Annotated in this window: 20 protein-coding genes; 15 read left to right on the forward strand and 5 right to left on the reverse strand. The window is 69.1% G+C overall.

Annotated elements, in window-relative coordinates; genetic code table 11:
* The first annotated feature begins 28 nt into the window (after positions 1 to 28).
* Both uraH and xdhC read left to right on the forward strand, forming a co-directional pair.
* Entirely contained in the window at positions 29 to 382 is a 354-nt protein-coding gene (uraH, locus tag ACG04R_RS26215; protein ID WP_394417023.1) for a hydroxyisourate hydrolase, read from the forward strand.
* A complete protein-coding gene (gene xdhC / locus ACG04R_RS26220; protein ID WP_394417025.1) occupies positions 372 to 1,148 on the forward strand; it encodes a xanthine dehydrogenase accessory protein XdhC in 777 nt (258 codons plus the stop codon). Before uraH ends, xdhC begins: the two co-directional genes overlap by 11 nt.
* Here the strand turns inward: xdhC and ACG04R_RS26225 are convergent.
* Positions 1,096 to 1,905 carry a substrate-binding periplasmic protein gene (locus ACG04R_RS26225; RefSeq protein ID WP_394417027.1) on the reverse strand — a complete coding sequence of 270 codons (810 nt, stop codon included), beginning with the start codon at positions 1,903 to 1,905 and terminating at the stop codon, positions 1,096 to 1,098. The genes xdhC and ACG04R_RS26225 overlap by 53 nt on opposite strands.
* Before the next feature lie 206 nt (positions 1,906 to 2,111).
* Here ACG04R_RS26225 and ACG04R_RS26230 point away from each other — a divergent pair, with 206 nt between their 5' ends.
* The 4 genes from ACG04R_RS26230 to ACG04R_RS26245 are packed head-to-tail and all read left to right on the forward strand — an operon-like array spanning position 2,112 to position 8,382.
* Positions 2,112 to 3,296, forward strand: a complete 1,185-nt coding sequence (locus ACG04R_RS26230) for a urate hydroxylase PuuD (RefSeq protein WP_394417029.1) — start codon at positions 2,112 to 2,114, stop codon at positions 3,294 to 3,296.
* Positions 3,293 to 4,585, forward strand: coding sequence for a glycerate kinase type-2 family protein (locus ACG04R_RS26235; RefSeq protein ID WP_394417031.1), 1,293 nt, complete (start codon positions 3,293 to 3,295; stop codon positions 4,583 to 4,585). Before ACG04R_RS26230 ends, ACG04R_RS26235 begins: the two co-directional genes overlap by 4 nt.
* 36 nt (positions 4,586 to 4,621) lie before the next feature.
* Positions 4,622 to 5,461, forward strand: a complete 840-nt coding sequence (locus tag ACG04R_RS26240; RefSeq protein WP_394417033.1) for an HDOD domain-containing protein — start codon at positions 4,622 to 4,624, stop codon at positions 5,459 to 5,461.
* Between the two features lie 56 nt (positions 5,462 to 5,517).
* Positions 5,518 to 8,382: a DUF3857 domain-containing protein gene (locus ACG04R_RS26245; RefSeq protein ID WP_394417035.1), complete on the forward strand. Its 2,865-nt coding sequence runs from the start codon at positions 5,518 to 5,520 to the stop codon at positions 8,380 to 8,382.
* A 165-nt stretch (positions 8,383 to 8,547) separates the two neighbouring features.
* Here the strand turns inward: ACG04R_RS26245 and ACG04R_RS26250 are convergent, their stop codons facing one another.
* Both ACG04R_RS26250 and ACG04R_RS26255 read right to left on the reverse strand, forming a co-directional pair.
* Positions 8,548 to 9,024, reverse strand: coding sequence for a P-loop nucleotide/nucleoside kinase family protein (locus ACG04R_RS26250; protein WP_394417037.1), 477 nt, complete (start codon positions 9,022 to 9,024; stop codon positions 8,548 to 8,550).
* 20 nt (positions 9,025 to 9,044) lie between these two features.
* A complete protein-coding gene (locus tag ACG04R_RS26255; protein WP_394417039.1) occupies positions 9,045 to 9,686 on the reverse strand; it encodes a hypothetical protein in 642 nt (213 codons plus the stop codon).
* A gap of 163 nt (positions 9,687 to 9,849) precedes the next feature.
* Between ACG04R_RS26255 and ACG04R_RS26260 the strand changes: the two genes are divergently transcribed.
* From ACG04R_RS26260 to ACG04R_RS26275, 4 genes are all read left to right on the forward strand, one after another.
* Positions 9,850 to 11,103: a lipoprotein-releasing ABC transporter permease subunit gene (locus ACG04R_RS26260; RefSeq protein ID WP_394417041.1), complete on the forward strand. Its 1,254-nt coding sequence runs from the start codon at positions 9,850 to 9,852 to the stop codon at positions 11,101 to 11,103.
* On the forward strand, positions 11,096 to 11,773 hold the full coding sequence (gene lolD, locus ACG04R_RS26265; RefSeq protein WP_394417043.1) for a lipoprotein-releasing ABC transporter ATP-binding protein LolD: 678 nt from the start codon (positions 11,096 to 11,098) through the stop codon (positions 11,771 to 11,773). Before ACG04R_RS26260 ends, lolD begins: the two co-directional genes overlap by 8 nt.
* Positions 11,774 to 11,777: 4 nt before the next feature.
* Complete coding sequence (gene purU / locus ACG04R_RS26270; protein ID WP_394417045.1) at positions 11,778 to 12,632, forward strand: formyltetrahydrofolate deformylase; 855 nt, start codon at positions 11,778 to 11,780, stop codon at positions 12,630 to 12,632.
* A 277-nt stretch (positions 12,633 to 12,909) separates the two neighbouring features.
* A complete protein-coding gene (locus ACG04R_RS26275; protein ID WP_394417047.1) occupies positions 12,910 to 13,716 on the forward strand; it encodes a TatD family hydrolase in 807 nt (268 codons plus the stop codon).
* Positions 13,717 to 13,719: 3 nt separating this feature from the next.
* Here the strand turns inward: ACG04R_RS26275 and ACG04R_RS26280 are convergent, their stop codons facing one another.
* Together ACG04R_RS26280 and ACG04R_RS26285 are read right to left on the reverse strand one after the other, a co-directional pair.
* Positions 13,720 to 14,532: an MOSC domain-containing protein gene (locus ACG04R_RS26280; RefSeq protein ID WP_394417049.1), complete on the reverse strand. Its 813-nt coding sequence runs from the start codon at positions 14,530 to 14,532 to the stop codon at positions 13,720 to 13,722.
* A gap of 16 nt (positions 14,533 to 14,548) precedes the next feature.
* On the reverse strand, positions 14,549 to 15,361 hold the full coding sequence (locus ACG04R_RS26285; RefSeq protein WP_394417051.1) for a mechanosensitive ion channel family protein: 813 nt from the start codon (positions 15,359 to 15,361) through the stop codon (positions 14,549 to 14,551).
* 90 nt (positions 15,362 to 15,451) lie between these two features.
* Here ACG04R_RS26285 and ACG04R_RS26290 point away from each other — a divergent pair, with 90 nt between their 5' ends.
* The 5 genes from ACG04R_RS26290 to ACG04R_RS26310 all read left to right on the forward strand — a co-directional run bounded on the left by ACG04R_RS26290 (position 15,452) and on the right by ACG04R_RS26310 (position 20,652).
* The gene (locus ACG04R_RS26290) at positions 15,452 to 15,943 is read left to right on the forward strand and encodes a DNA-deoxyinosine glycosylase (RefSeq protein ID WP_394417053.1); all 492 of its coding nucleotides are present in this window, start codon (positions 15,452 to 15,454) and stop codon (positions 15,941 to 15,943) included.
* 43 nt (positions 15,944 to 15,986) lie between these two features.
* On the forward strand, positions 15,987 to 16,769 hold the full coding sequence (locus tag ACG04R_RS26295; RefSeq protein ID WP_394417055.1) for a spermine/spermidine synthase domain-containing protein: 783 nt from the start codon (positions 15,987 to 15,989) through the stop codon (positions 16,767 to 16,769).
* 11 nt (positions 16,770 to 16,780) lie between these two features.
* Positions 16,781 to 18,559 (forward strand): type IV pilus assembly ATPase TfpB, encoded by a 1,779-nt coding sequence (tfpB, locus tag ACG04R_RS26300; RefSeq protein WP_394417057.1) that lies wholly within the window; start codon positions 16,781 to 16,783, stop codon positions 18,557 to 18,559.
* Between the two features lie 109 nt (positions 18,560 to 18,668).
* Positions 18,669 to 19,133, forward strand: a complete 465-nt coding sequence (locus ACG04R_RS26305; protein WP_394417059.1) for a tripartite tricarboxylate transporter TctB family protein — start codon at positions 18,669 to 18,671, stop codon at positions 19,131 to 19,133.
* Between the two features lie 7 nt (positions 19,134 to 19,140).
* Positions 19,141 to 20,652 carry a tripartite tricarboxylate transporter permease gene (locus ACG04R_RS26310; protein ID WP_394417060.1) on the forward strand — a complete coding sequence of 504 codons (1,512 nt, stop codon included), beginning with the start codon at positions 19,141 to 19,143 and terminating at the stop codon, positions 20,650 to 20,652.
* Positions 20,653 to 21,311 lie beyond the last annotated feature (659 nt).

The raw sequence follows: 21,311 nt of genomic DNA on the forward strand, positions 1-21,311 counted from the left end.
GCAGCACTGAACAGGCAATGGAGCCGCCATGGGCAAACTGACAACACATGTACTCGACACCGCCAACGGCTGCCCCGCCGCCGGCATGGCCGTGCGCCTTTACCGTTTTGATGCGGAAGGCCCCAAATGGCTGCGCAGCCTGCACCTGAACGGGGATGGCCGCGCCGACGGCCCGGTGCTTGAGGGCCCGACGTTCACGGCCGGCCGCTACCGCCTGGTCTTCGAAGTGGCCGCCTATTTCCGCACTCGTGGCGAGACGTTGCCCGAGCCTGCCTTCCTCGACGAAGTGCCGCTGGACTTCGGCATCGCCGACGACAGCTCGCACTATCACGTGCCGCTGTTGGCATCGCCGTGGAGCTACTCGACCTACCGTGGCAGCTGAAGCGCTGATCCTCGTCACCGTTGCCCGCACGTCGGGCAGCGTGCCGCGCGAGGTCGGGGCGTGGATGAGCGTCACCGCCGCGAGCATCACCGGCACGGTCGGCGGCGGCCACCTGGAGTTCGACGCCATCGCACGGGCCCGCACGGCGCTGGCCGGCGGCGAGCTGGAAGACGAGGTGCGCTACCCGCTGGGGCCGTCGCTGGGCCAGTGCTGCGGCGGCGTGGTCTGGCTGCGCTTCGAGCGTGTGGCAGCGGGCGAAGACCTGGCCGCCCGCCTGCCTGGCCAGACGCAAAGGCCGGTCGCCTTGTTCGGCGCCGGCCACGTGGGCCATGCCATCGCCCGCATCGCGCGCGAGCTGCCGCTGGCGCTGCACTGGATCGACAGCCGCGCGGAGCAGTTCCCGGCCGAGCCGCCCGCGCGGGGCTGGCGCCAGGAGGCGGTCGAGCCTCCCGCGGACGCCGTGGCCGACCTTGCGCCCGGCGCGGTGGTGCTCGTGATGACGCACAACCATGCCGAGGACTTCGACATCGTGGCCGCCTGCCTGAAGCGCCAGCGGGAGCGGGGCGATCTGGCCTTCATCGGCATGATCGGCAGCAAGACGAAGTGGGCGAGCTTCCGTCAGCGGCTGGAGGCGCGCGGGTTCGGGGCGGAAGACCTGGCGCGCGTGACCTGCCCCATCGGCGTGCCCGGCGTGGCGGGCAAGCAGCCGGCCGTCATCGCGGTGGCTGTGCTGGCGCAGATCCTGGCGTTGCCGGCGTCAGCGTGAGGCTGCGGCCGGGCTGGGCTTCCAGCTTGGTGTTCTGTGCGGCGATCTCGCGTTCGTAGGCCGACCAGGCCTGCTGGATCTCCCCCCGGTCGCGCATCGCGCGCAGCGCCTGCTCCAGCGGTGCAACCCGCTCCGCCTGCGATTCGTGTACGCCGTGATACAGCAAGGTGCGGCTCAGCGGCGTGGCCACGCGGCACAGCTTGCCCTGGCGCGTCTGCAAGGGCACCTCGGCCATCCAGGGCGTGGTCAGCACCAGCGCGTAGTCGGCGGCGCCGATGCTGGTGTTCAGGAAGGCATCGCTCGGCGTGTTGGCCGGCAGGCGCGAGGCCTCCGGCACCATCAGCTCGACGGCCACCATGCCGCGCTGGTAGGTGATGCGGCGGCGGGCCAGGTCTTCCGGCGCCAGCGACGTCGGGCAGGGCGGGCGGCCGAAGGCGTACACGTTGAGCGTGAGCAGCGGCACGTCGACCTTGCGGATGGCGGGTGTCTGCGTGAAAAAGGCTTCCGCCCGCATCGCCACGCCGTCCAGCCGGCCGGCGTTCAGCTCGACCTGCGCGCGCTGCAGCGGCCAGGGCACGAACTCGACCTGCAGGCCCAGGCTCGCATAGGCCTTGCGCAGCAGCGCCTCGGCCGGCGGGAAATAGCTGCGCTCGACGTTTGTCGCCAGGCGCACCGCGGGCGCCTCCTGGGCGACGACGGGCTGCAGCGCCAGCGCGGCGATCAGCAGCAGGGGCGACAACAACGGGCTCTTGGGCATGGCGCGATTGTGGTCATGTGGCGGGCGCCGGGTGCGGGTTTTCGTGGAGCTGTCGTGATGCGCTGCACGGGGCTCGCGGTTGGCACGGTGGCTGCATACACTCCGGCGCCAGTCGCAGCGGTGTCGGGCGCTCAAGTGCCCGCGGACGCGACCGTTCCGGCCCCACAGCACCCGCCGTGGTGGGGCCATCGAGATCTTCACCGCTCATGGACATCTACCTGCTCGACTGGGCCAACCTGCTGCTGCGCTGGCTGCACGTCATCACCGTCATCGCCTGGATCGGCGCGTCGTTCTACTTCGTCTGGCTGGACAACCACCTTGTCAAGCCGCAGGCGGACGACCTCAAGGCCAAGGGCGTGGATGGCGAGCTGTGGGCCGTGCATGGCGGCGGCTTCTACAACCCGCAGAAGTACCTGGTGGCGCCGGGAAATCTCCCCACCGACCTGCACTGGTTCTACTGGGAGAGCTACTGGACGTGGATGAGCGGCTTCGCGCTGTTCGTCGTGCTCTACCTGTTCAACGCCAGCCAGATGCTCATCGACCCGCGCGTGCACGCCTGGGCCGCGCCCTGGCAGGCGGTGTGTGCGGCGCTGGGCTTCCTCGTCGTCGGCACGGCGGTGTATGACATCGCCTGCCAGACGCTGGGCCGCACGAAGGACGGCGGCATCGGCAACGACGGCCGCGTGATGGCGGTCGTCGTGGTCTTCGTCGTCTTCGCGAGCTGGCTGGCCTGCCAGCTGTTCGCCGGCCGCGCGGCCTTCCTGCTCATCGGCACGACGCTGGCGACGATGATGACGGCCAACGTGGCGCACTGGATCATTCCGGGGCAGAAGAAGGTCATCGCGCAGATGCGCGCGGGCCAGAAACCCGACCCCATCTACGGCCAGCGCGGCAAGCAGCGCAGCGTGCACAACACCTACTTCGGCCTGCCGGTGCTCGTTGCGATGCTGAGCAACCATTACGGCATGCTGCACCAGCACCCGCACAACTGGGCGGTGCTGTGCGTGCTGATGGCCGCGGGCGTGGCCATCCGCATCTTCTTCGTGAAGCGGCACAAGGGTGTCAACAGCTGGGGCGCCGTGGCGCTGGCCCTGGCGCTGCTGGCGGGGCTCATCGTGTGGATGGCGCCCCGGCCCGCCGTGCCGGCGGCGGCCGCCGCGCCGGTCACGCTGGAGCAGGTGCAGGCCATCGCCGCGCAGCGCTGCCTGGCATGCCACAGCGGCGAGGTGGCGCAAAAGGGCGTGCGCCTGGACTCGGCCGAGGGGCTGGCCAATCACAAGGCGCAGATCTACCAGCAGGTGGTCGTGCAGCGCGCGATGCCGCTGAACAACGCGACCGGCATCACCGACGACGAGCGCGCGCTGATCGGCCGCTGGGCGCAGACACCATGACGACCGACCCGCGCGCGCTGTTGCGCCAGCTCTACGACGTGGCGGTCGCGCGGGCTTTGCCGGGCGAGGTGCTGAAGGCGCATCTGCCCGCCCCGCCGAAAGGCCGCACGCTGGTGCTCGGCGCCGGCAAGGCAGGCGGCGCGATGGCACAGGCGCTGGAGGCTGCGTGGCCGGCCGACGCGCCGCTGTCGGGCCTGGTCATCACGCGCTACGACCATGTGCCGCCGGGCTACAAGCCGCGTCGCATCGAGGTCGTCGAGGCCGCGCACCCGGTGCCCGACGCGGCGGGCCTCGCGGCGACGCAGCGGTTGCTGTCGCTGGCCCTCGGTCTCACGGCCGACGATCTCGTCATCTGCCTGATCTCCGGCGGCGGCTCCGCGCTGCTGAGCCTGCCGGCGCCGGGCCTGACGCTGGTCGACAAGCAGGCCGTCAACCGCGCGCTGCTGAACAGCGGCGCGTCCATCGCCGAAATGAACTGCGTGCGCAAGCGCCTGTCGGCCGTCAAGGGCGGGCGGCTGGCGGCGGCCTGCGCGCCGGCGCGTGTGCTGACGCTGACGATCAGCGATGTCCCCGGAGACGACCCCGCCGTCATCGCATCCGGCCCGACGGTGGCCGACGCGACCACCTGCGCCGACGCGCTGGCCATCTGCCGCCGCTACAAGATCGACCTGCCAGCGGTCGCCCGCGCCGGCCTGGAGTCCGGTGCCTTCGAGACGCCCAAGCCCGGCGACGCGCGGCTGGCCGGGCACGAGCTGGTCATGCTCGCCACGCCGCAGATGAGCCTGGAGGCCGCCGCCGACGCCGCGCGCGCGCAAGGCCTCGCGGCCCACATCCTCAGCGACGAGATCGAGGGCGAGTCCCGCGTCATCGGCGGCATGCACGCGGCGCTGGCGCGCGCCGTCGCACGCCGCGGAGAGCCTTTCGTCCGGCCTTGCGTGATCCTGTCCGGCGGCGAGACCACCGTGACCGTCGACGCGACGAAGCCGACGGGGCAGGGCGGCCGTGCGACGGCCTTCCTGCTCGGCTGCGCGCTGGCGCTGCAGGGCGAGCCGGGCGTTTGGGCGCTGGCCGCCGATACCGATGGCATCGACGGTGTTGGCCCCCATGCCGGTGCGCTGCTGACTCCCACCAGCCTGGCCCGCGCCCGCGCGCTCGGCCTGAACCCGCAGGCCTTGCTGGACGGGCACGACAGCGCCAGCTTCTTCGCGCCGCTGGGAGATTTACTGAACGTTGGCCCCAGCTTCACCAACGTGAACGATTTCCGCGCGATGCTCATCCTGTCGTCCTAGACTGGATCGCACTTCAGCCCCCGGAAGGAGCCCACGATGACCGCAGCCGCCGAGCGTTTCTTCGTCAAGCACAACGCCCTGCCGACCATGCCCGAGGTGGCCTCGCGGCTGCTGAAGAGCTTCGATGACGACAACGTGGGCCTGGCGCAGATCGCCGCCCTCATCGAGAAGGACGCCGGCCTGACGGCCAAGGTGCTGCGCCTGGCCAACTCGGCGCACTACAGCCCGTCGCACCAGATCTCCACCGTCGTCGACGCCGCCCACGCGCTGGGCCTGGAGACGCTGCGCAACCTCGCCATGGCCGCCTGCCTCAGTGGCGCCTTCCCCAAGGTGCAGGGCCTGGACCGCACGGTGTTCTGGCGGCACAGCCTCGCCACCGCCAACTACGCGCGCATCCTCGCCCGCATGCTGGGCGCCGATGACGCGACCGCCGACACCGCCTACCTTGCGGGGCTGATGCTGCGCACGGGCCAGCTGCTGATGGCCATCGACGAGCCCCACCTCGTGGCCGACGTCGAGGCCCACGCCGTCGAGCCCGGCAGCCGCTTCTCGCTGGAAGAGCATCGTTTCGGCTGCACGCATGCCGACGTGACGGCGTCGCTGGCCGCGCACTGGCACTTCCCGGATCGCATGGTGGAGGCCTTCAAGGACGCCAACGCGCCGCTGGAGATCCGCCCCTTCTCGCTGATCGCCGGCGTGCTGCACGTGGCCGAGGTGCTGGCCGATGCCGCCGAGCACCACGACGAGCCGGTGCATGCGCTCAAGGTGGCCGTGCCGGAGCTGATCGAGCACCTGCATCTGGACCTGGAGCTGATGGCGGCCAAGGTCGCGGCGGCTGGTGACCCGGCCGCTGAAGTCGAGCAGATGCTCCACTGAGGCAGCACGACTTCCCGGCGCCCGCACAATCGGGCGGTGAAGCCGGGAGGAAGCGGATGAGTTTCAAGTTCTGGCCAGCCCTCGCGCTGGCCTTGTCGTTGGGCGTGGCCCACGCGCAGACGGCGCCGGCCAAACCGGCCGCCAAGCCGGCAGCAGCCAAGGTCGCTGCCAAAGCCGCCTCTCCCTACCCCGCCGTTCCCGCAGGCGCTGGCTACCGCTTCGGGCCCCAGCCCGCCTGGGTCAAGCCGTTACCCCCCGCGCCCGTGGCCGAGGCCCGGCCCGTCGCCCGTGGCGCCAAGGCGCGCCGTGAGCCGCTGGTGGACGTGCAGGTGCAACTCGCGCCCAAGTCCGCCACGGCCACCTACCTGCACCTGCAGCACGAGGCGCTGGACACGTCCACGCTGCGCGAGGTGTCGGAGCCGCAGATCAGCTTCAACCCGGCCTACCAGCAGCTCGTCATCCACCAGCTCGCGGTCATCCGCGACGGCCAGTGGCTGGACCGGCTGAAGGACGCCCGCATCGAGCTGATGCGCCGCGAGCAGCAACTGGAGCGCCAGATGATCGACGGCGTGCGCACGGCGCTGGTCGTCATCAGCGATGTGCGCGTGGGCGACATCGTCGACCTGGCCTACACGCTGGAGGGCGAGAACCCGATCTTCGAGGGCCGTTACTCGTCGCTGATGCAGCTCGCGTCCGACGCACCCATCGGCCGCCTCCACCTGCGCATCGAGGCGCCGCCTGACCGCAAGCTCAACACCAAGGTCGTTGCCACCGACGTGGTGCCCGAGCGCTTCGACGAGGGCGGCCGCCAGGTCATCCGCGTCGTGCGCGAGAACGTGCCCGCCGTGCAGGATGAGGCCACCACGCCGCCGTGGTTCAAGGTCTACCCGGCGCTGCACGTCAGCGAATACGCCAGCTGGGCCGAGCTGGACCAGTGGGCGCAGCGCCTGTTCGCCAGCGATGCCCAGCCGGCCGGCGTCACCGAGAAGGCCGCCGAGCTGAAGGCATCCGTGGGTGCCAGCGGCACGCCCGAGCAGCAGGTCGCCGCCGCGCTGCGCTTCGTGCAGGATGAGGTGCGCTACTTCTCCGCGTCGCTGGGCGAGAGTTCGCACCGGCCCAAGCCGGCAGCCAAGACGTTGGCCGAGCGGCTGGGCGACTGCAAGGACAAGACGCTGCTGCTGAACACGCTGCTGACCGCGATGGGCTTCGACGCGCGGCCGGCGCTGATCTCGATGTCGCGCAACCGCGGCATCGGCAACTACCTGCCGTCGCACGACCAGTTCGACCATGTCATCAGCCGCGTGAAGATCGGCGACGCCGTCTACTTCCTGGACCCGACGATGAACGGCCAGGGCTACTCGCTGGAGACGCGGGGCTATTACCGCTACGGCGCGGCCCTCGTCGTGGGCCTGGGTGAGGGCGGCCCGCAGCCGGTCGTGCCGCCGTCGTTCGCGAAGGACGCGCTGAGCTTCCGCCAGGATTGGAATTTCGCCGACCTGTCCAAGCCCGCGCGGTTGACGACCTCGTTCAAGGCCACCGGCCTGGCCGCGGAGCGTTGGCGTTCCTACCTGGCCATCGCCGGCCTGGAGCGCATGGCCGAGTCCGTCGGCGGCTCCTACGTGCGACTGCTGCCCGGCCTCGTCAGTGCCGGCCAGCCCGAGGTGAAGGATGACCGCGAGACCAACCAGTGGGAGCTCAAGCTCACTTTCGAGCACCCGACGATGGGCCGCTACCAGCGCGGGTCGCTGGAGCTGGAGTTCCCGGCCGCGGAACTGGTCGACGCGCTGTCGCTGCCACCCGAGGCGCGCCGCCGCTATCCCTTCATGCTGGACCCGACGAACGCGGTCGAACTGAGCGTCAACGTCGTCGGCCCGCGTCCGGCCACCCCACCCGCGCCGGCCCCGCAGCAGCTGGCTGACAAGCACTTCGCGTTCGCGAGCCGCGTCGAGATCGACGGCCCCACGGTGCAGTTCATCAGCCGTGTGGAGCGCCGCGCCGACGAGGTGCTGCCGGCCGACATGGACGGCTACCGCGAGCGCGTGGGCCGCGCACGGCAGATGCTCAACGTGCAGCGCATGCGCATGAACCTGCTGGACCTCAAGGCGCTGGAGAGCAGCTTCGCGGGCGTCAGCCAGCGCCTGCTCAGGTACCGCAGCGGCGCCAAGCCCGACGCGCTGTGGCAGCTGATGCAGTTCAACGAGTTCATCCGTGTGGCCGACGACCAGCTGCTGGCAGCCGTCGACCCCAAGGGCCGGCTGGCGGCCCGCGTGCTGGCCGAGCGCGCCCAGTCGCTGAACCAGCTGGGCGACTTCGACGCGGCGCTGGCTGACGCCGAGCGTGTGCTCGCCATCGCCGGCGAGGGCGAGGAAACCGCCGCCGCGCTGGAGGCCAAGGGCGTGGCGCTGGTGGGGCTGGCCCGCCCGGCCGACGCGCTGGCGGCCTTCAACCAGCAGGCGCAGCTGGGCACGGGCGTCGGCAACTGGCTGGGCACCATGCATTACATGCTGGGCGATTACGCCCGCGCCGAGGCCGCGCTGCGCGACAGCGCCGCCAACGCCAGCGGTGAGGCGCGCCAGTTCACGCTGCTGTGGCTCTACCTCGCCGCCGAACGCCAGGGCGGCCGCGGCAAGGCCGCCATCGCCGACGAGCTGGCCTCGGCCGACACCAGCAAGTGGGGCGGCGCGCTGCTGCGCTACCTGGGCGGCAGCCTGGACCGCGACGCGCTGCTCAAGCTCGCCAAGGAAAAGCCCGAGACCGAGCGCCTGCGCCTGGCCGAGGCCTACTTCTTCATCGGCCAGCAGCTCGCGGCCCAGGGCAAGCGCGGCGAGGCGCTGCCGTGGTTCGAGCGCACGCTGGCCACGCAGGCGGTGCCGTACCGCGAGTTCACATTGGCGCAGTGGGAGTTGAAGAGGGGTAACTAGGGAACTCCAGCGGGCTGTGACGGCAGGTGGGCTGCGGTGCAAGCTGCATATGCGCCGGCGGGCTGCGGCCAACCGGATCAGCGAGGCGTCGGCGCTCCCGGGCACCACCCGAATTGCCGCTTCACCGGCCGGGGCTGGCTGGCCGTCGTCGTGGGGCGTGTTGTTTCAGCCCGGCACCAAGATGCCGTCTTCATCCGGCATCAGGGGTTCGATGTGGCCCGCGAAAAGCCAGAACGCCTGCTCGTCGACGTGCAGTGAGTCGGTGGGCTCCCGGCTGTTGCGCGTCTGGACTCGCTCCCACGCCAGCTGCGCAGAGCAATCAAACGTGTAGAGACGGGGCAGGGCGCCAGCCTGGCGCACACGTTCTCTCACCCGGTCCCGATCGCTGCGTGTCCAGAAGCCGAAATCGAGGATGACGTCGGTGCCAGTGGCGACGATGCGAGCTGTGCAGGTCCACAGCATCTCGTGGATCGGCTCGCGCACGCTCTCGATCTGCGTGCCGGTGGGGCGAGGGCCGAAGAGGCGGAGCACCCACTCGTCGTGGCTGAGATGCACGCCACGGCACTCGGCAGCAAGCCGACGGGCGAAGTGGGTCTTCCCGCAACCGGGAAGGCCGTGCAGCAGGTGGACGGTAGCGGTCATTCAATGCGCGCGGGCCGGCATCACTTCCCATCGACCGGGAAGTCCGGCCGCAGGTCCTGCAGCATCTCGCGCGTGACGTCGCCCTGCAGCGAGCAGGCGGCGCGCACCAGACCGTGGTCGTCCTCGTCAGTCTCGATCATGAAGACGCGCTCGACGGTGCCGGGCTTGGGCGGGCCGTTCACGGTGGCTTCCTTGGCCCAGCCTGAATCCGGCTTCTCGTGGCGCCAGATCTCGGAGCGCACGAAGTAGGGCATGTCGTCCTGGCTCTGCTGGCGCAGCCGCTGGCCGTCCCAGATGACGCCCTTGAGCGCGGCCACCACGTCGGCGAGCTTGCCGCGGACGAGGAAGCCCCACGACACATCGACGCCGCCGGGGATGGGCGTCAGCTCGTCCAGGTAGCCCACGATCTCCAGACCATGCAGCCGCAGCGGCTGGCCGAACGTCACCCGGCTCGACCCTGGCTGCGTCAGGCTGGGCACGATGAAGCTGCTGGCCGCGGCACGGGGCTTGATCTCGGCCTGAGGGCGCAGGGCCTCTTTCTGCGTGGACAGTTGCTGGAAGAAGGCCGCGTCGCAGCGGGACAGGCTGCTCACCAGGCTGGCCTGCGCGCTGGCTGCCGTGGCGGCGCCGGCGAGGGCCAGGCCGAGAAATCGTCGTCGCATGGTGTCTCCCTGGGTGCGTGGTTTGTGCGCCGGATTGTGGAAGGATTGCCTGCCGGTGCGGCGTAGTCCGCCATAACACCGCGGGAAGGGCTCAGACCCGCCCTGCTGCGCCCCGCCAGTTACCATCCCGGCCCCATGCCGCACGCCTTTGCATCCCCGCCCCATGCCCTTGCCGTTTGAACTCCAGGTCGGCTGGCGCTACGTCCGCGCCGGGCGCGGCGGGCGGCGCAACCGCTTCATCAGCTTCATCTCGGGCGCGTCCATGGTGGGCATCGCGCTGGGCGTCATGGCGCTGATCGTCGTGCTGTCGGTCATGAACGGCTTCCAGAAGGAAGTGCGCGACCGCATGCTCAATGTCATTGCGCACGTCGAGCTGCTGGACGCCGCCGGCCAGGCGCTGCCCGACTGGCAGGCCACGGCCGCGCTGGCGCGCCACAACCCCGAGGTCATCGGCGCAGCGCCCTTCGTCGCCAGCCAGGGGCTGTTCGCTCGCAGCGACGAATATCACGGCGCCATCATCCGCGGCATCTCGCCGGCGGAGGAAGCGACCGTCACCGGCCTGGGCGCGCAGCTCAAGGACGGCGCCTTCGGCAAGCTGGTTCCTGGCGCCTGGAACATCGTGCTGGGCGCGGAGCTCGCCCGCCAACTTGGCGTTGGCGAAGGCGACAAGATCACGCTTGCTGCCGGTGGCCAGATGACGCCGGCCGGCATGGTGCCGCGGTACAAGGCCTTCAACGTCGTCGGCACATTCAGCGCCGGCCACTACGAGTACGACTCAGGCCTGGCGATGATCCACATCGACGACGCGGCCAAGCTGTTCCGCACCGGCGGGCCGACGGGCGTTCAGCTCAAGCTGCGCGATGTGCATGAGGCCCGTCGCGTGGCGACCGACCTGCAGGACCTGATGGGGCCGCAGATCCGCGTGCGCGACTGGACGCGCGCCAACGCCGTCTGGTTCGACGCGGTGCAGATCGAGAAACGCATGATGAGCATCGTGCTGACGCTGATCGTCGCCGTCGCCGCGTTCAATCTGTTGTCGACGCTGATCATGACGGTGACCGACAAGCAGAGCGACATCGCCATCCTGCGCACGCTGGGCGCGAGCCCCCGCTCCATCATGGGCATCTTCATCGTGCAGGGCGCGGTGTCGGGTGTCATCGGCACGCTGGCCGGCGTCGTCATCGGGCTGCTGATCGCTTTCAACATCGACGTCATCGTGCCGGCCATCGAGCATCTGCTGAACACCAGCTTCCTGCCGGGCAGCGTCTACCTCATCAGCCAGATGCCCAGCGACCCCCAGTGGGCCGACATCGCACCCATCGTCGTCGTGTCGTTGCTGCTGTCGCTGGTCTTCACGCTCTACCCGAGCTGGCGCGCCAGCCGCGTGCAGCCGGCGGAGGCGCTGCGCTATGAGTGAGCTGATTCTTCACGCCACCGGCATCACGCGCCGCTTCGAGGAAGGCGGCCTGGACGTGACCGTGCTGCGTGGCGTCGACCTCACCGTGAAGCGCGGCGAGACGCTGGCCATCATCGGTGCGTCGGGCTCCGGCAAGTCCACGCTGCTGCATCTGCTCGGCGGGCTGGATTCGCCGACGCAGGGCGGCGTCACGCTGATGGGCAAGTCCTTCGCCTCGATGGACGAGGCCGAGCGCGGCCACTGGCGCAACCAGCACCTGGGCTTCGTCTACCAGTTTCATCACCTGCTGCCCGAGTTCTCGGCGCTGGACAACGTCGCGATGCCGCTGCGCATCCGCCGCCAGAGTCCGGACGAGGCGCGCAAGGTGGCGGCCGAGATGCTGGCCCGCGTCGGCCTCGCCGAGCGCGTGCAGCACCGGCCCGCCGAGCTGTCCGGCGGCGAGCGCCAGCGCGTGGCCATCGCCCGCGCGCTGGTCACGCGGCCGGCCTGTGTGCTGGCCGACGAGCCCACCGGCAACCTCGACCGCGACACGTCCGACGCCGTCTTTGCGCTGATGCTGGAGCGCGCCCGCGAACTGGGCACGGCCTTCGTCCTCGTCACCCACGACCGCGACCTCGCGGCGCGCTGCGACCGGCAGCTGCGCCTGGTCGCTGGTCAGTTCCAAGCCTGAAGCCATGAATTCGCGTTTTGTCCTGAAGCTCTCCTGCCCCGACCGCGCCGGCATCGTCCATGCTGTCACCGGCGTGCTGCTGCAGCAAGGCGGCAACATCATCACGTCGCACCAGCACGGCGATGCGGATCACTCGCGCTTCTTCATGCGCATCGAATTCGAGGCCCAGGCCGACGAGGCCGCGCTGCAGGCGGCGTTCCAGCCGCTGGCGCAAGAGTTCGGCATGGACTGGGAGCTGGTCTCGCGCGCCCGCAAGACCCGCGTGCTGCTGCTGGTTTCCAAGCTGGGCCACTGCCTGAACGACCTGCTGTTCCGCGTGCAGACGGGGCATTTGCCCATCGAGATCCCGGCCATCGTGTCCAACCACCGCGACTTCTATCAGCTCGCGGCGTCGCACAACATTCCGTTCCACCACTTCCCGCTGCTGGGCGCCACCGATGCGCAGAAGGCAGCGCAGGAAGCCAAGATCCGCGAAGTCGTGGCCGAGAACAAGATCGACCTCGTCGTGCTGGCGCGCTACATGCAGATCCTGTCGCCCGAGCTGTGCCGCGACCTGTCGGGCAAGGCGATCAACATCCACCACAGCTTCCTGCCCAGCTTCAAGGGCGCCAAGCCCTACCACCAGGCCTACGAGCGTGGCGTGAAGCTCATCGGCGCAACGGCCCACTACGTGACCAGCGACCTCGACGAGGGCCCCATCATCGAGCAGGAAGTCGCCCGCATCGACCACAGCATGCCGCCGGAACAGCTCGTCGGCATCGGCCGCGACATGGAATGCGTGGCGTTGGCGCGGGCCATCCAGTGGCATGCCGAGCACCGGGTGCTGCTGAACGGCAACCGGACGGTCGTCTTCCGCTGAGGCGGGGCCTGCGAACGCCATGGCAGTGGGTCGCGTTGTGACCAGAAAGCCCGCGCGCAGCGTTGCGAAGCCTCGCTTGGGGCCTACCCAAGCTTCGTTTCGCGCCTTGCTCGCGGGCTTTCTGGTCACAACCCGCCGGGAAGGCCAGGCGGCAGGCATCACTCGGCGTTGCACCGCTTGCCCGCACGCGCGTGCGGGCGGCGCGTCGCGCCTTGATTGGCACCTGCCGCCTGGCCTTCGCGACCCGCTGCCATGGCGTTCGCAGGCCCTCTAGGCGGTGTGGATCGACACCCACTGCCACCTCGACGCGGCCGAGTTCGACGCCGACCGTGATGCCATGGTCGCGCGCGCCCGGGCCGCGGGCGTCACGCAGATCGTCATCCCGGCCGTCGACGTGCACAACCTGGCTCGCGTGCGCGAGTTGGCCCATGAACACGGCTTCACCTACGCGCTGGGTATCCATCCGCTGTATGTGATGAACGCGAAGCCCGGCGATCTCGACCGCGTGGCCGAGGCGCTGGAACAGCACAAGGACGACGAGCGCCTCGTCGCCGTCGGCGAGATCGGCCTGGACTTCTTCGTGCCGGGCCTCGACCCCGACATCCAGCAGCACTTCTACGTCGAGCAGCTCAAGCTCGCCAAGCGAGCCGGCCTGCCGGTGCTGCTGCATGTGCGCCGCAGTGCAGACAAGCTGCTGGCCGGCCTGCGCCGTGTCGGCTTCGCGCACGGTGGCATCGCGCATGCGTTCAACGGCAGCGAGCAGCAGGCGCGGGCCTTCATCGACCTCGGCTTCAAGCTCGGCTTCGGCGGCACACTGACCTTCGAGCGCTCGCTGCAGATCCGCCGCCTCGCCGCGACGGTGCCGGAGACGGCGCTGGTCATGGAGACCGACGCACCGGACATCCCGCCGCACTGGCTCTACAAGACGGCCGAGCAGCGGGGGGCCGAGCCGGGGCAGGCGCGAAACGAGCCTTCGGAGCTGCCGCGAATCGCCGAGAGCCTGGCCCAGTTGCGGGGCTGGACGGCGGAGCACACGGCCAGCGTCACCAGTGCGAACGCACGGGCTGCGCTGCCGAAGCTGTGATGATCAGAAGGCCAGCGTCAGCTCGACCCGGTCGCCCACGCTGAGCGTGCCCGCGCCACTGCCCCGCCCGTAGACGCCGAACTGCACCGGCGCTCCTGGCGCCCGCTCGGCGCTGAGTTGCGTCAGCACCTCCAGCGCCACCGGCTGCGGGATGCCGGTCGCTGGGTCCACAGTGGGCATCACGCAGCGCACGCAGACCGAACTGCGGCTGATGGTCACCGGGCCGACGCATGCTTCGGTGAACAGGTCTTCGATGAAAGGCGTCAGCGGCTCGCCGTCGTCGCCGCTCAGCACGATGTTGGGCCGGGCACGCTGGGCCATGCCGCTGAACGGCCGCGGAGAGGCTTGCTGCCAGGACTGCAGCGACCCGTCGCCGACGACGTGCAGCGCGTTCAGGAACGACCGCCGTTGTGCCTCGGCGGACAGACGCACCAGCCGCAACCGCTCGCCGGTGGTGGCGCGCAGCAGCGCGGCGGCATCGTCGCCCGCGTCCCAGGCCTGGATGGCGTCGAAGTCCTGGCGGTCGCCATTCCAGCCGCGCACGTCGACGGCAGTGCCGCCGGTCAGCGGCACGTCCAGCGAACGGCCCTCGGAGCGCAGCGTCAGGCCGTTGACCGTGAACGCCGCGCTGACCAGCGCCAGCCGCGGATGCGCGCCCATCCACGTCAGCTCGCCGCCGGCATCGACGATGCCCCAGCCGCGGTCGCCCTCGGGCCAGCCGTCGGCGTCGAGCGCCAGTGATTCCACCGCCTCGCCGGCGCAGGACTTGACGGGGTAGCGCCACAGGGCGCCGATGCGGGCGATGAGGTCAGCCATCGTGGCAGGACATTCTTCAGCGGTTGCGCGGTGCGAGCGGCGTCTCCGGCACCGGGTAGCCCGCGGCGCCGAAGGTCGCGACGATGGCCTTGTGCGTGTCGAAGTAGACCTGCCAGTAGTGGTCCGTGTGGCAGTACGGCCGCACGGCCAGCAGCGGGCCTTCGGGGGTGAACTGCAAGATCTCGATGTCCGGTGCCGGCGTCGTCATGACGTTGGGGATGGCGGCGATGGCGGGCTTCAGCCGCGCGATGGCGTCCAGCGGGTCCACGCTGTTGGCGACCTTGGCCGTGCAGTCGACGCGGCGGTGCGGCAGCGTCGAGTAGTTCTGGATGGCGCCGTTGAAGACGGTGTTGTTGCCGACGATGGTGTGTACGTTGTCGGGGCTGGTGATGGTGGTGCCGAACAGGCCGATCTCGGTCACGGTACCGGTCACACCGCCGGCCTGCACGAAGTCGCCGACCTTGAACGGCCGCAGCACCTGCATGAACACGCCCGCGGCGAAGTGGGTCAGCAGCCCGCCCCAGGCGGTGCCGATGGCGAGGCCGGCGCCGGCCAGCAGCGCGGCGAAGGAGGTGGTCTTGACGCCGAAGATGTCCAGGATGGACAGGATCAGCACGATGTTCAGCAGCACGCTGAGGATGGAGCGCAGGTAGGTGACCAGCGTCGAGTCGATCTGCTTGCCGCGCAGCAGTGCGGCCGAGAACAGCCGCAGCGCGAGTGAGATGAGCCACCGGCCCACGACCCAGGCGGCGATGGCCGCCAGCACCTTGAGGCCGAAGTCGGCACCCTGGGTGCTGAGAAACTGCCAGATGGCTTCGGTATTCAGCATTCGTTCCTCCCGTTGAAAACTCACCCTTCATCGTCTCAGCCGCCGGCCGGCAGCGCCAATCCCGCAAACCCTGAACCCGAGCGGCGCCTCGTGGGTCTCGCGCCGGTGTTCGACGCGCGGGCGCGGCTGCTGGTGCTGGGCAGCTTCCCCGGCGCGGCGTCGCTGCAGGCGGCGCAGTACTACGCCCATCCGCGCAACGCGTTCTGGCCCGTCATGGCCGCGCTGACCGACGAGGCGGACCTCGCCACGCGGCCCTACGCCGAGCGGCTGCCGGCGCTGCGCCGCCACCGCATCGCGCTGTGGGACGCCGTCGCCGCATGCCGGCGCGAGGGCAGCCTGGACACGGCCATCGAGGCCGCCGAACCCAGCGACCTGCGCGAGCTCGTTGCCCGCCTGCCCGAGCTGCGTGCCATCGCCTGCAACGGCACGCTGGCGCACAGGCAGACGCTGCTGGCGCTGGGCGACACGAGCCTGCCGGTGCTGCGCCTGCCGTCCACGAGCCCGGCCCACGCGGGCCTGAGCCTGGCGACGAAGATCGACGCCTGGTGCGCCGCCGTGCAGCTTTACTTGTCTGACAAATGATCAAGGTCGGCCGTTGACCGGCTTGGCCTAGGATGCTCCGCCAATGAAGAACAAGACACCGACCTGGGGCCCGGCCACGCTGAGCGAATTCGACGGCGTGCGCTTCCTGCACCTGGACTCGATCTGGGTACAGGGTGCCATGCGCATCCGCAAGCCCGACCAGCTCGAGCTCGAATACATCCAGCGCATGTGCGCCTGGATGTTGTGGCGCGACTCGGCCACGCTGGAGGTCGCTTCGACGGGCCACGCCGTGCAGCTGGGCCTGGGGGCCGCGGCGCTGACGCGCTTCTGCCATGGCCAGCTGAAGATGCGCACGACGGCGGTCGAGATCAACCCCGAGGTCATTGCCGCCTGCCGGCAGTGGTTCCGGCTGCCGGCCAACGACGCGCGGCTGGACGTCGTCAACGAGGACGCGGGCCGCTGGGTGGCCGACGACGCCCACCTGCAGACGGTCGACGTGCTGAACGTGGACCTCTACGACCACGAGGCCGCGTCGCCCGTGCTGGACGACGAGGCCTTCTACGCGGCCTGTCGCGGCGTGCTGGCGGACGGCGGGCTGATGACGGTCAACCTCTTCGGGCGCAGCGCCAGCTTCGCCCGCAGCGCGGCTCGCATTGCCCGCGCGTTCGGTTCGGACCAGGTCTGGAGCCTGGCACCGACGAAGGAGGGCAATACCGTCGTCGTCGCGGCTCGCGGCGTGACGGTGCCGGACCGCGACGTGCTGGAGCAGCGCGCGGCTACCATCGAATCGCGCTTCAAGCTGCCGGCCCGCAAGTGGCTGCGCCTCGTGAGGCCGCTGCCGCAGAGCATCCTGCAAGCGCTTTGACATCGACGCTGATGAACGCCAAGCCCAAACCGCCGTCCGCTTCCAAACCCGAAGGCCGCCTGGAGTGGCGCCAGCTGCTGAAGTGGCTGCTGAAGGACGGCCTCATCGACGAGGCCCAGTCCGTGCGCACCGAGCAGCGCTTCGCCGCCGGTGACAGTTCGCTGCACCCGCTGGTGCGGCTGGGCCACGCGGGCCTCGTGAGGCTGGCCACCGGCAAACCGCTGGATGTGGATGCGCTGTCCGAGTGGCTGGCCTTGCGCGTGGGCATGCCGTATCTGCGCATCGACCCGTTGAAGGTCGACGTGGGTCGTGTCGGAGACGTGATGTCCATCGGCTACGCCGAGGCCAAGCGCTGCCTGCCGGTGCAGTTCGGCCTCAACGACGTGACGATCGCGACGTCCGAGCCGTTCGACACCGGCTGGGTGGCGCAGATCGAGTCGCATGTGCGCAAGCCCATCAAGCTCGTCATCGCCAACCCGCTGGAGATCGCGCGCTACACGACGGAGTTCTTCACGCTGGCCCGCTCCGTTCGCCAGGCCGCCAAGGCCGGTGAACAGAGCCAGGTGACGAGCTTCGAGCAGCTCGTCGAGCTGGGCAAGACGAACAAGCAGCTGGACGCCAACGACCAGGGTGTCGTGCAGGTGGTCGACTGGCTGTGGCAGTACGCCTTCGACCAGCGCGCGTCGGACATCCACCTGGAGCCGCGCCGCGACATGGGCGTGATCCGCTTCCGCATCGACGGCGTGCTGCACACGGTCTACCAGCTGCCGCCGACCGTGATGGCGGCGATGACGTCGCGCATCAAGCTGCTGGGCCGCATGGACGTCGTCGAGAAGCGCCGCCCGCTGGACGGCCGCATCAAGACGCGCAATCCGGCCGGCGACGAGGTCGAAATGCGGCTGTCGACGCTGCCCACGGCCTTCGGCGAGAAGATGGTCATGCGCATCTTCGACCCGGACACGGCGGTCAAGGACCTGGCGTCGCTGGGCTTCGGCCAGCACGACTCGGACCGCTGGGAGGGGCTCGTCAAGCAGCCGCACGGCATCATCCTCGTGACCGGCCCGACCGGTAGCGGCAAGACGACGACGCTGTACTCGACGCTCAAGCGCCTGGCCACTGACGAGGTCAACGTCACGACCATCGAGGACCCGATCGAAATGATCGAGCCGGCCTTCAACCAGACGCAGGTGCAGAACCAGCTGGACTTCGGCTTCGCCGAGGGCCTGCGCGCGCTGATGCGGCAGGACCCGGACATCATCATGGTCGGCGAAATCCGCGACCTGGAGACGGCCGAGATGGCCATCCAGGCCGCGCTGACGGGTCACCTGGTCTTCAGCACGCTGCACACCAACGACTCGGTCTCGGCCATCACGCGTCTGCTGGACCTGGGCGTGCCGAGCTATCTGCTGAGCGCAACCATCATCGGCGTGCTGGCCCAGCGCCTGGTGCGCACGCTGTGCCCGCACTGCAAGGAGCCGGACCCGCTCGTTACGCGCGAGAGCCTCAACGAGCTGGTCAAGCACTGGCGACTTGGCGGTGGCGTGAAGCCGTACAAGCCGGTCGGTTGCCTCGAATGCCGCAACACCGGCTTCCGCGGCCGCGCCGGCCTGTACGAGCTGCTGACGGTGACCGAAGGCGTCAAGTCGACGCTGAGCGATCTCCCAGCGCTGCGCCGCCAGGCCATGCAGGAGGGGCTGCGCCCGCTGCGCCTGGCCGGTGCGATGAAGGTCGCCGAGGGTGCGACGACGGTGGAGGAAGTGCTGCGCAGCACGCCTGCCTGGGAAGGGTAAGCAAAGGTTGGCGCTAGGCGTTATCCACAGGCTGAGGCCAGACCCCCGCTGACAGAATCGCCGCCAGGCTATTGCGCGCCCTCCCGCGGCGTGACGGAGGCGACGAACGATGAAGGTCAAGAGCCAGCGGGACTTCTGGTCCGGGCTGCTGTTCCTGGTGGTGGGCGTGATGTTCGCGTGGGGCTCGACGGACTATTCCTTCGGCAACTCGGCGCGTCCGGGGCCGGGCTACTTCCCCTTCGGGCTGGGCGTGCTGCTGGCACTGCTGGGGGGCGTCGTGCTGTTCAAGGCGTTGACGCTGGAGTCCGAAGGCGGCGACCCGATCGGCAGGATCGCCTGGCGACCGTTGCTGGTCATCGTCGCGGCCGTGGCGGTGTTCGGTGCGGCGCTGCCGCGCCTGGGGCTGGCCTGCACCTTGCCGCTGGTGGTCGCGTTGTCGGCCCTGGCCGGTGATGAGTTCCACTGGCGCGATGTTCTGATCAGCAGCGTCGTGCTGACCGTCGGCAGCTGGGCCCTCTTCATCTGGGGCCTGAAGCTGACCGTTCCGTTGTGGCCGGTCTACTTCGGAGGCTGAGCGCGCGATGGATCTGCTGAACAACCTGGGCATCGGTTTTCACACGGCGCTGACCTTCCAGAACCTGCTCTATGCCTTCTTCGGTGCCGTGCTCGGCACGTTGATCGGCGTGCTCCCCGGCCTCGGCCCCGTCGCGACGATCGCGATGCTGCTGCCGTCGATCTACACATTGGATGCGACGCCCGCGCTCATCATGCTGGCCGGCATCTACTACGGCGCGCAGTACGGAGGCTCGACGACGGCCATCCTGATCAACGTGCCGGGCGAGTCCAGCTCGGTCGTCACCGCCATCGACGGCTACCAGATGGCCCGGCAAGGCCGTGCCGGCCCCGCGCTCGCGGCGGCCGGCCTGGGCAGCTTCTTCGCCGGCTGTGTCGGCACCGTCATCATTGCCGCCTTCGCCGAGCCGATGACGGTGCTGGCCCGGCAGTTCGGTGCGGCCGAGTATTTCTCGCTGATGGTGCTGGGCCTTGTTGGCGCGGTGGTGCTGGCGTCGGGATCGCTGATCAAGGCCATCGCCATGATCGTGCTGGGCATCCTGCTGGGGCAGATCAATACCGACGTCGACTCGGGCGTCGCGCGCTTCTCCTTCGACATGCCCGAACTGACGGACGGCATCGGCTTCGTCGTCATTGCGATGGGTGTATTTGGCTTCGGCGAGATCATCGCCAACCTGGGCCAGCCGGCCGAGCACCGCGAGGTCTTCACGAAGGACGTGAAGGGGCTGTGGCCCACGCGAGAGGACTTCAAGGAGGCATGGCCGTCGGTGGTGCGCGGCACGGCGCTGGGCGCGATCCTCGGCGTGCTGCCGGGCGGCGGCGCGCTGCTGGCCTCGTTCGCGTCCTACACGCTGGAGAAGAAGGCCGTCCGCAATCCCCGCATCCCTTTCGGCAAGGGTGCCATCCAGGGGGTGGCCGGCCCCGAGAGTGCCAACAACGCCGGTGCGCAGACCAGCTTCATCCCGATGCTGACCTTGGGCATCCCGCCCAATGCCGTCATGGCGCTGATGATCGGCGCGATGACGATCAAGGGCATCCAGCCCGGCCCGCAGGTCATGACGAGCAACCCGGAGCTGTTCTGGGGCCTGATTGCATCCATGTGGATCGGCAATCTGATGCTCATCGTGCTGAACCTGCCGCTGATCGGCATCTGGATCAAGCTGCTGACGGTGCCCTACCGCTTTCTGTTCCCGGCCATCGTCATCTTCTGCTGCATCGGCACCTATTCGGTGAACAACAGCGCCTTCGATGTCTACCTGACGGCGGCCTGCGCGCTGCTGGGCTACGTCTTCTACAAGCTCAACTGCGAGCCCGCGCCGCTGCTATTGGGCTTCATCCTCGGTCCGTTGATGGAGGAATACCTGCGCCGGGCGCTGCGCCTGGCCCGGGGAGACTGGAGCACCTTCGTGACCCGACCGCTCTCAGCCGGCCTGCTCATCGCGGCTGCATTGATGATCGTGCTCGTCATGCTGCCGAGCATCAAGAACAAGCGGGAAGAGGCGTTCCAGGAGGAAGGCTGAGCCGCGTCGCCAGAGGCGTCGCGCGCAAGATCCACCGCGAAGAGCCTGCGGTCGCCTGGGCTACTTAGGGCGCCGCACCTTCCGGCGTAAGGGCTGAGCGTCTCCAGGCGATGCCAGGGCGGTGGGATGCGCCAGCTCACGCGCATACATAGAGAGGCTTCGGGAACAGCTCAGCCAAGGTCGCACCGCAGGCGTAGTGCCGCGCCAGGAGTCGACGCCGTGAGCGCCCTGGTGCCGCTGGCCATCTTCAATTAATTTCCCGAACTTCTTCCCAAGCTGAAAAACCTGCGCTATAGTCGTGGGCTTCGCTGATCACAGCGCCTAGCCGGAAACGGCGGCAAACGGGATTGGCGGACGGATCGAAAGATCCGGGCGAGCTTGAGAGGGTCGCCAGGTGCTGGAAGGTTCTAAAAAGAATTTTCAAAAAGTACTTGACGACGCTGCGAAAGCAGATCAAAATCTCGCCTCTTTGCTGATAACGACAAAACGTAATCAGCAGCGCAAGACGAAGAGTTAAGACTCTGAGGATTGTGATGTTCTTTAATAATTAGCAGCCGATAAGCGTGGGCGTTTGAGGCGAAGTGATGTTGCAGGGTGACTTGCAACGGTCCTTCGGACTTTAAACGCTCACGGAAATTAGATTTGAATCATGCAAATGG

Source organism: Pelomonas candidula, assembly GCF_043555985.1.
Classification (GTDB): Bacteria; Pseudomonadota; Gammaproteobacteria; order Burkholderiales; family Burkholderiaceae_C; genus Pelomonas; species Pelomonas candidula.

Coding starts and splice junctions, on each gene's coding strand:
- uraH (WP_394417023.1), top strand. CDS start 29: ATGGGCAAACTGACAACACATGTACTCGACACCGCCAACGGCTGCCCC.
- ACG04R_RS26225 (WP_394417027.1), bottom strand. CDS start 1,905: ATGCCCAAGAGCCCGTTGTTGTCGCCCCTGCTGCTGATCGCCGCGCTG.
- ACG04R_RS26230 (WP_394417029.1), top strand. CDS start 2,112: ATGGACATCTACCTGCTCGACTGGGCCAACCTGCTGCTGCGCTGGCTG.
- ACG04R_RS26235 (WP_394417031.1), top strand. CDS start 3,293: ATGACGACCGACCCGCGCGCGCTGTTGCGCCAGCTCTACGACGTGGCG.
- ACG04R_RS26240 (WP_394417033.1), top strand. CDS start 4,622: ATGACCGCAGCCGCCGAGCGTTTCTTCGTCAAGCACAACGCCCTGCCG.
- ACG04R_RS26245 (WP_394417035.1), top strand. CDS start 5,518: ATGAGTTTCAAGTTCTGGCCAGCCCTCGCGCTGGCCTTGTCGTTGGGC.
- ACG04R_RS26250 (WP_394417037.1), bottom strand. CDS start 9,024: ATGACCGCTACCGTCCACCTGCTGCACGGCCTTCCCGGTTGCGGGAAG.
- ACG04R_RS26255 (WP_394417039.1), bottom strand. CDS start 9,686: ATGCGACGACGATTTCTCGGCCTGGCCCTCGCCGGCGCCGCCACGGCA.
- ACG04R_RS26260 (WP_394417041.1), top strand. CDS start 9,850: ATGCCCTTGCCGTTTGAACTCCAGGTCGGCTGGCGCTACGTCCGCGCC.
- lolD (WP_394417043.1), top strand. CDS start 11,096: ATGAGTGAGCTGATTCTTCACGCCACCGGCATCACGCGCCGCTTCGAG.
- purU (WP_394417045.1), top strand. CDS start 11,778: ATGAATTCGCGTTTTGTCCTGAAGCTCTCCTGCCCCGACCGCGCCGGC.
- ACG04R_RS26280 (WP_394417049.1), bottom strand. CDS start 14,532: ATGGCTGACCTCATCGCCCGCATCGGCGCCCTGTGGCGCTACCCCGTC.
- ACG04R_RS26285 (WP_394417051.1), bottom strand. CDS start 15,361: ATGCTGAATACCGAAGCCATCTGGCAGTTTCTCAGCACCCAGGGTGCC.
- ACG04R_RS26295 (WP_394417055.1), top strand. CDS start 15,987: ATGAAGAACAAGACACCGACCTGGGGCCCGGCCACGCTGAGCGAATTC.
- tfpB (WP_394417057.1), top strand. CDS start 16,781: ATGAACGCCAAGCCCAAACCGCCGTCCGCTTCCAAACCCGAAGGCCGC.
- ACG04R_RS26305 (WP_394417059.1), top strand. CDS start 18,669: ATGAAGGTCAAGAGCCAGCGGGACTTCTGGTCCGGGCTGCTGTTCCTG.
- ACG04R_RS26310 (WP_394417060.1), top strand. CDS start 19,141: ATGGATCTGCTGAACAACCTGGGCATCGGTTTTCACACGGCGCTGACC.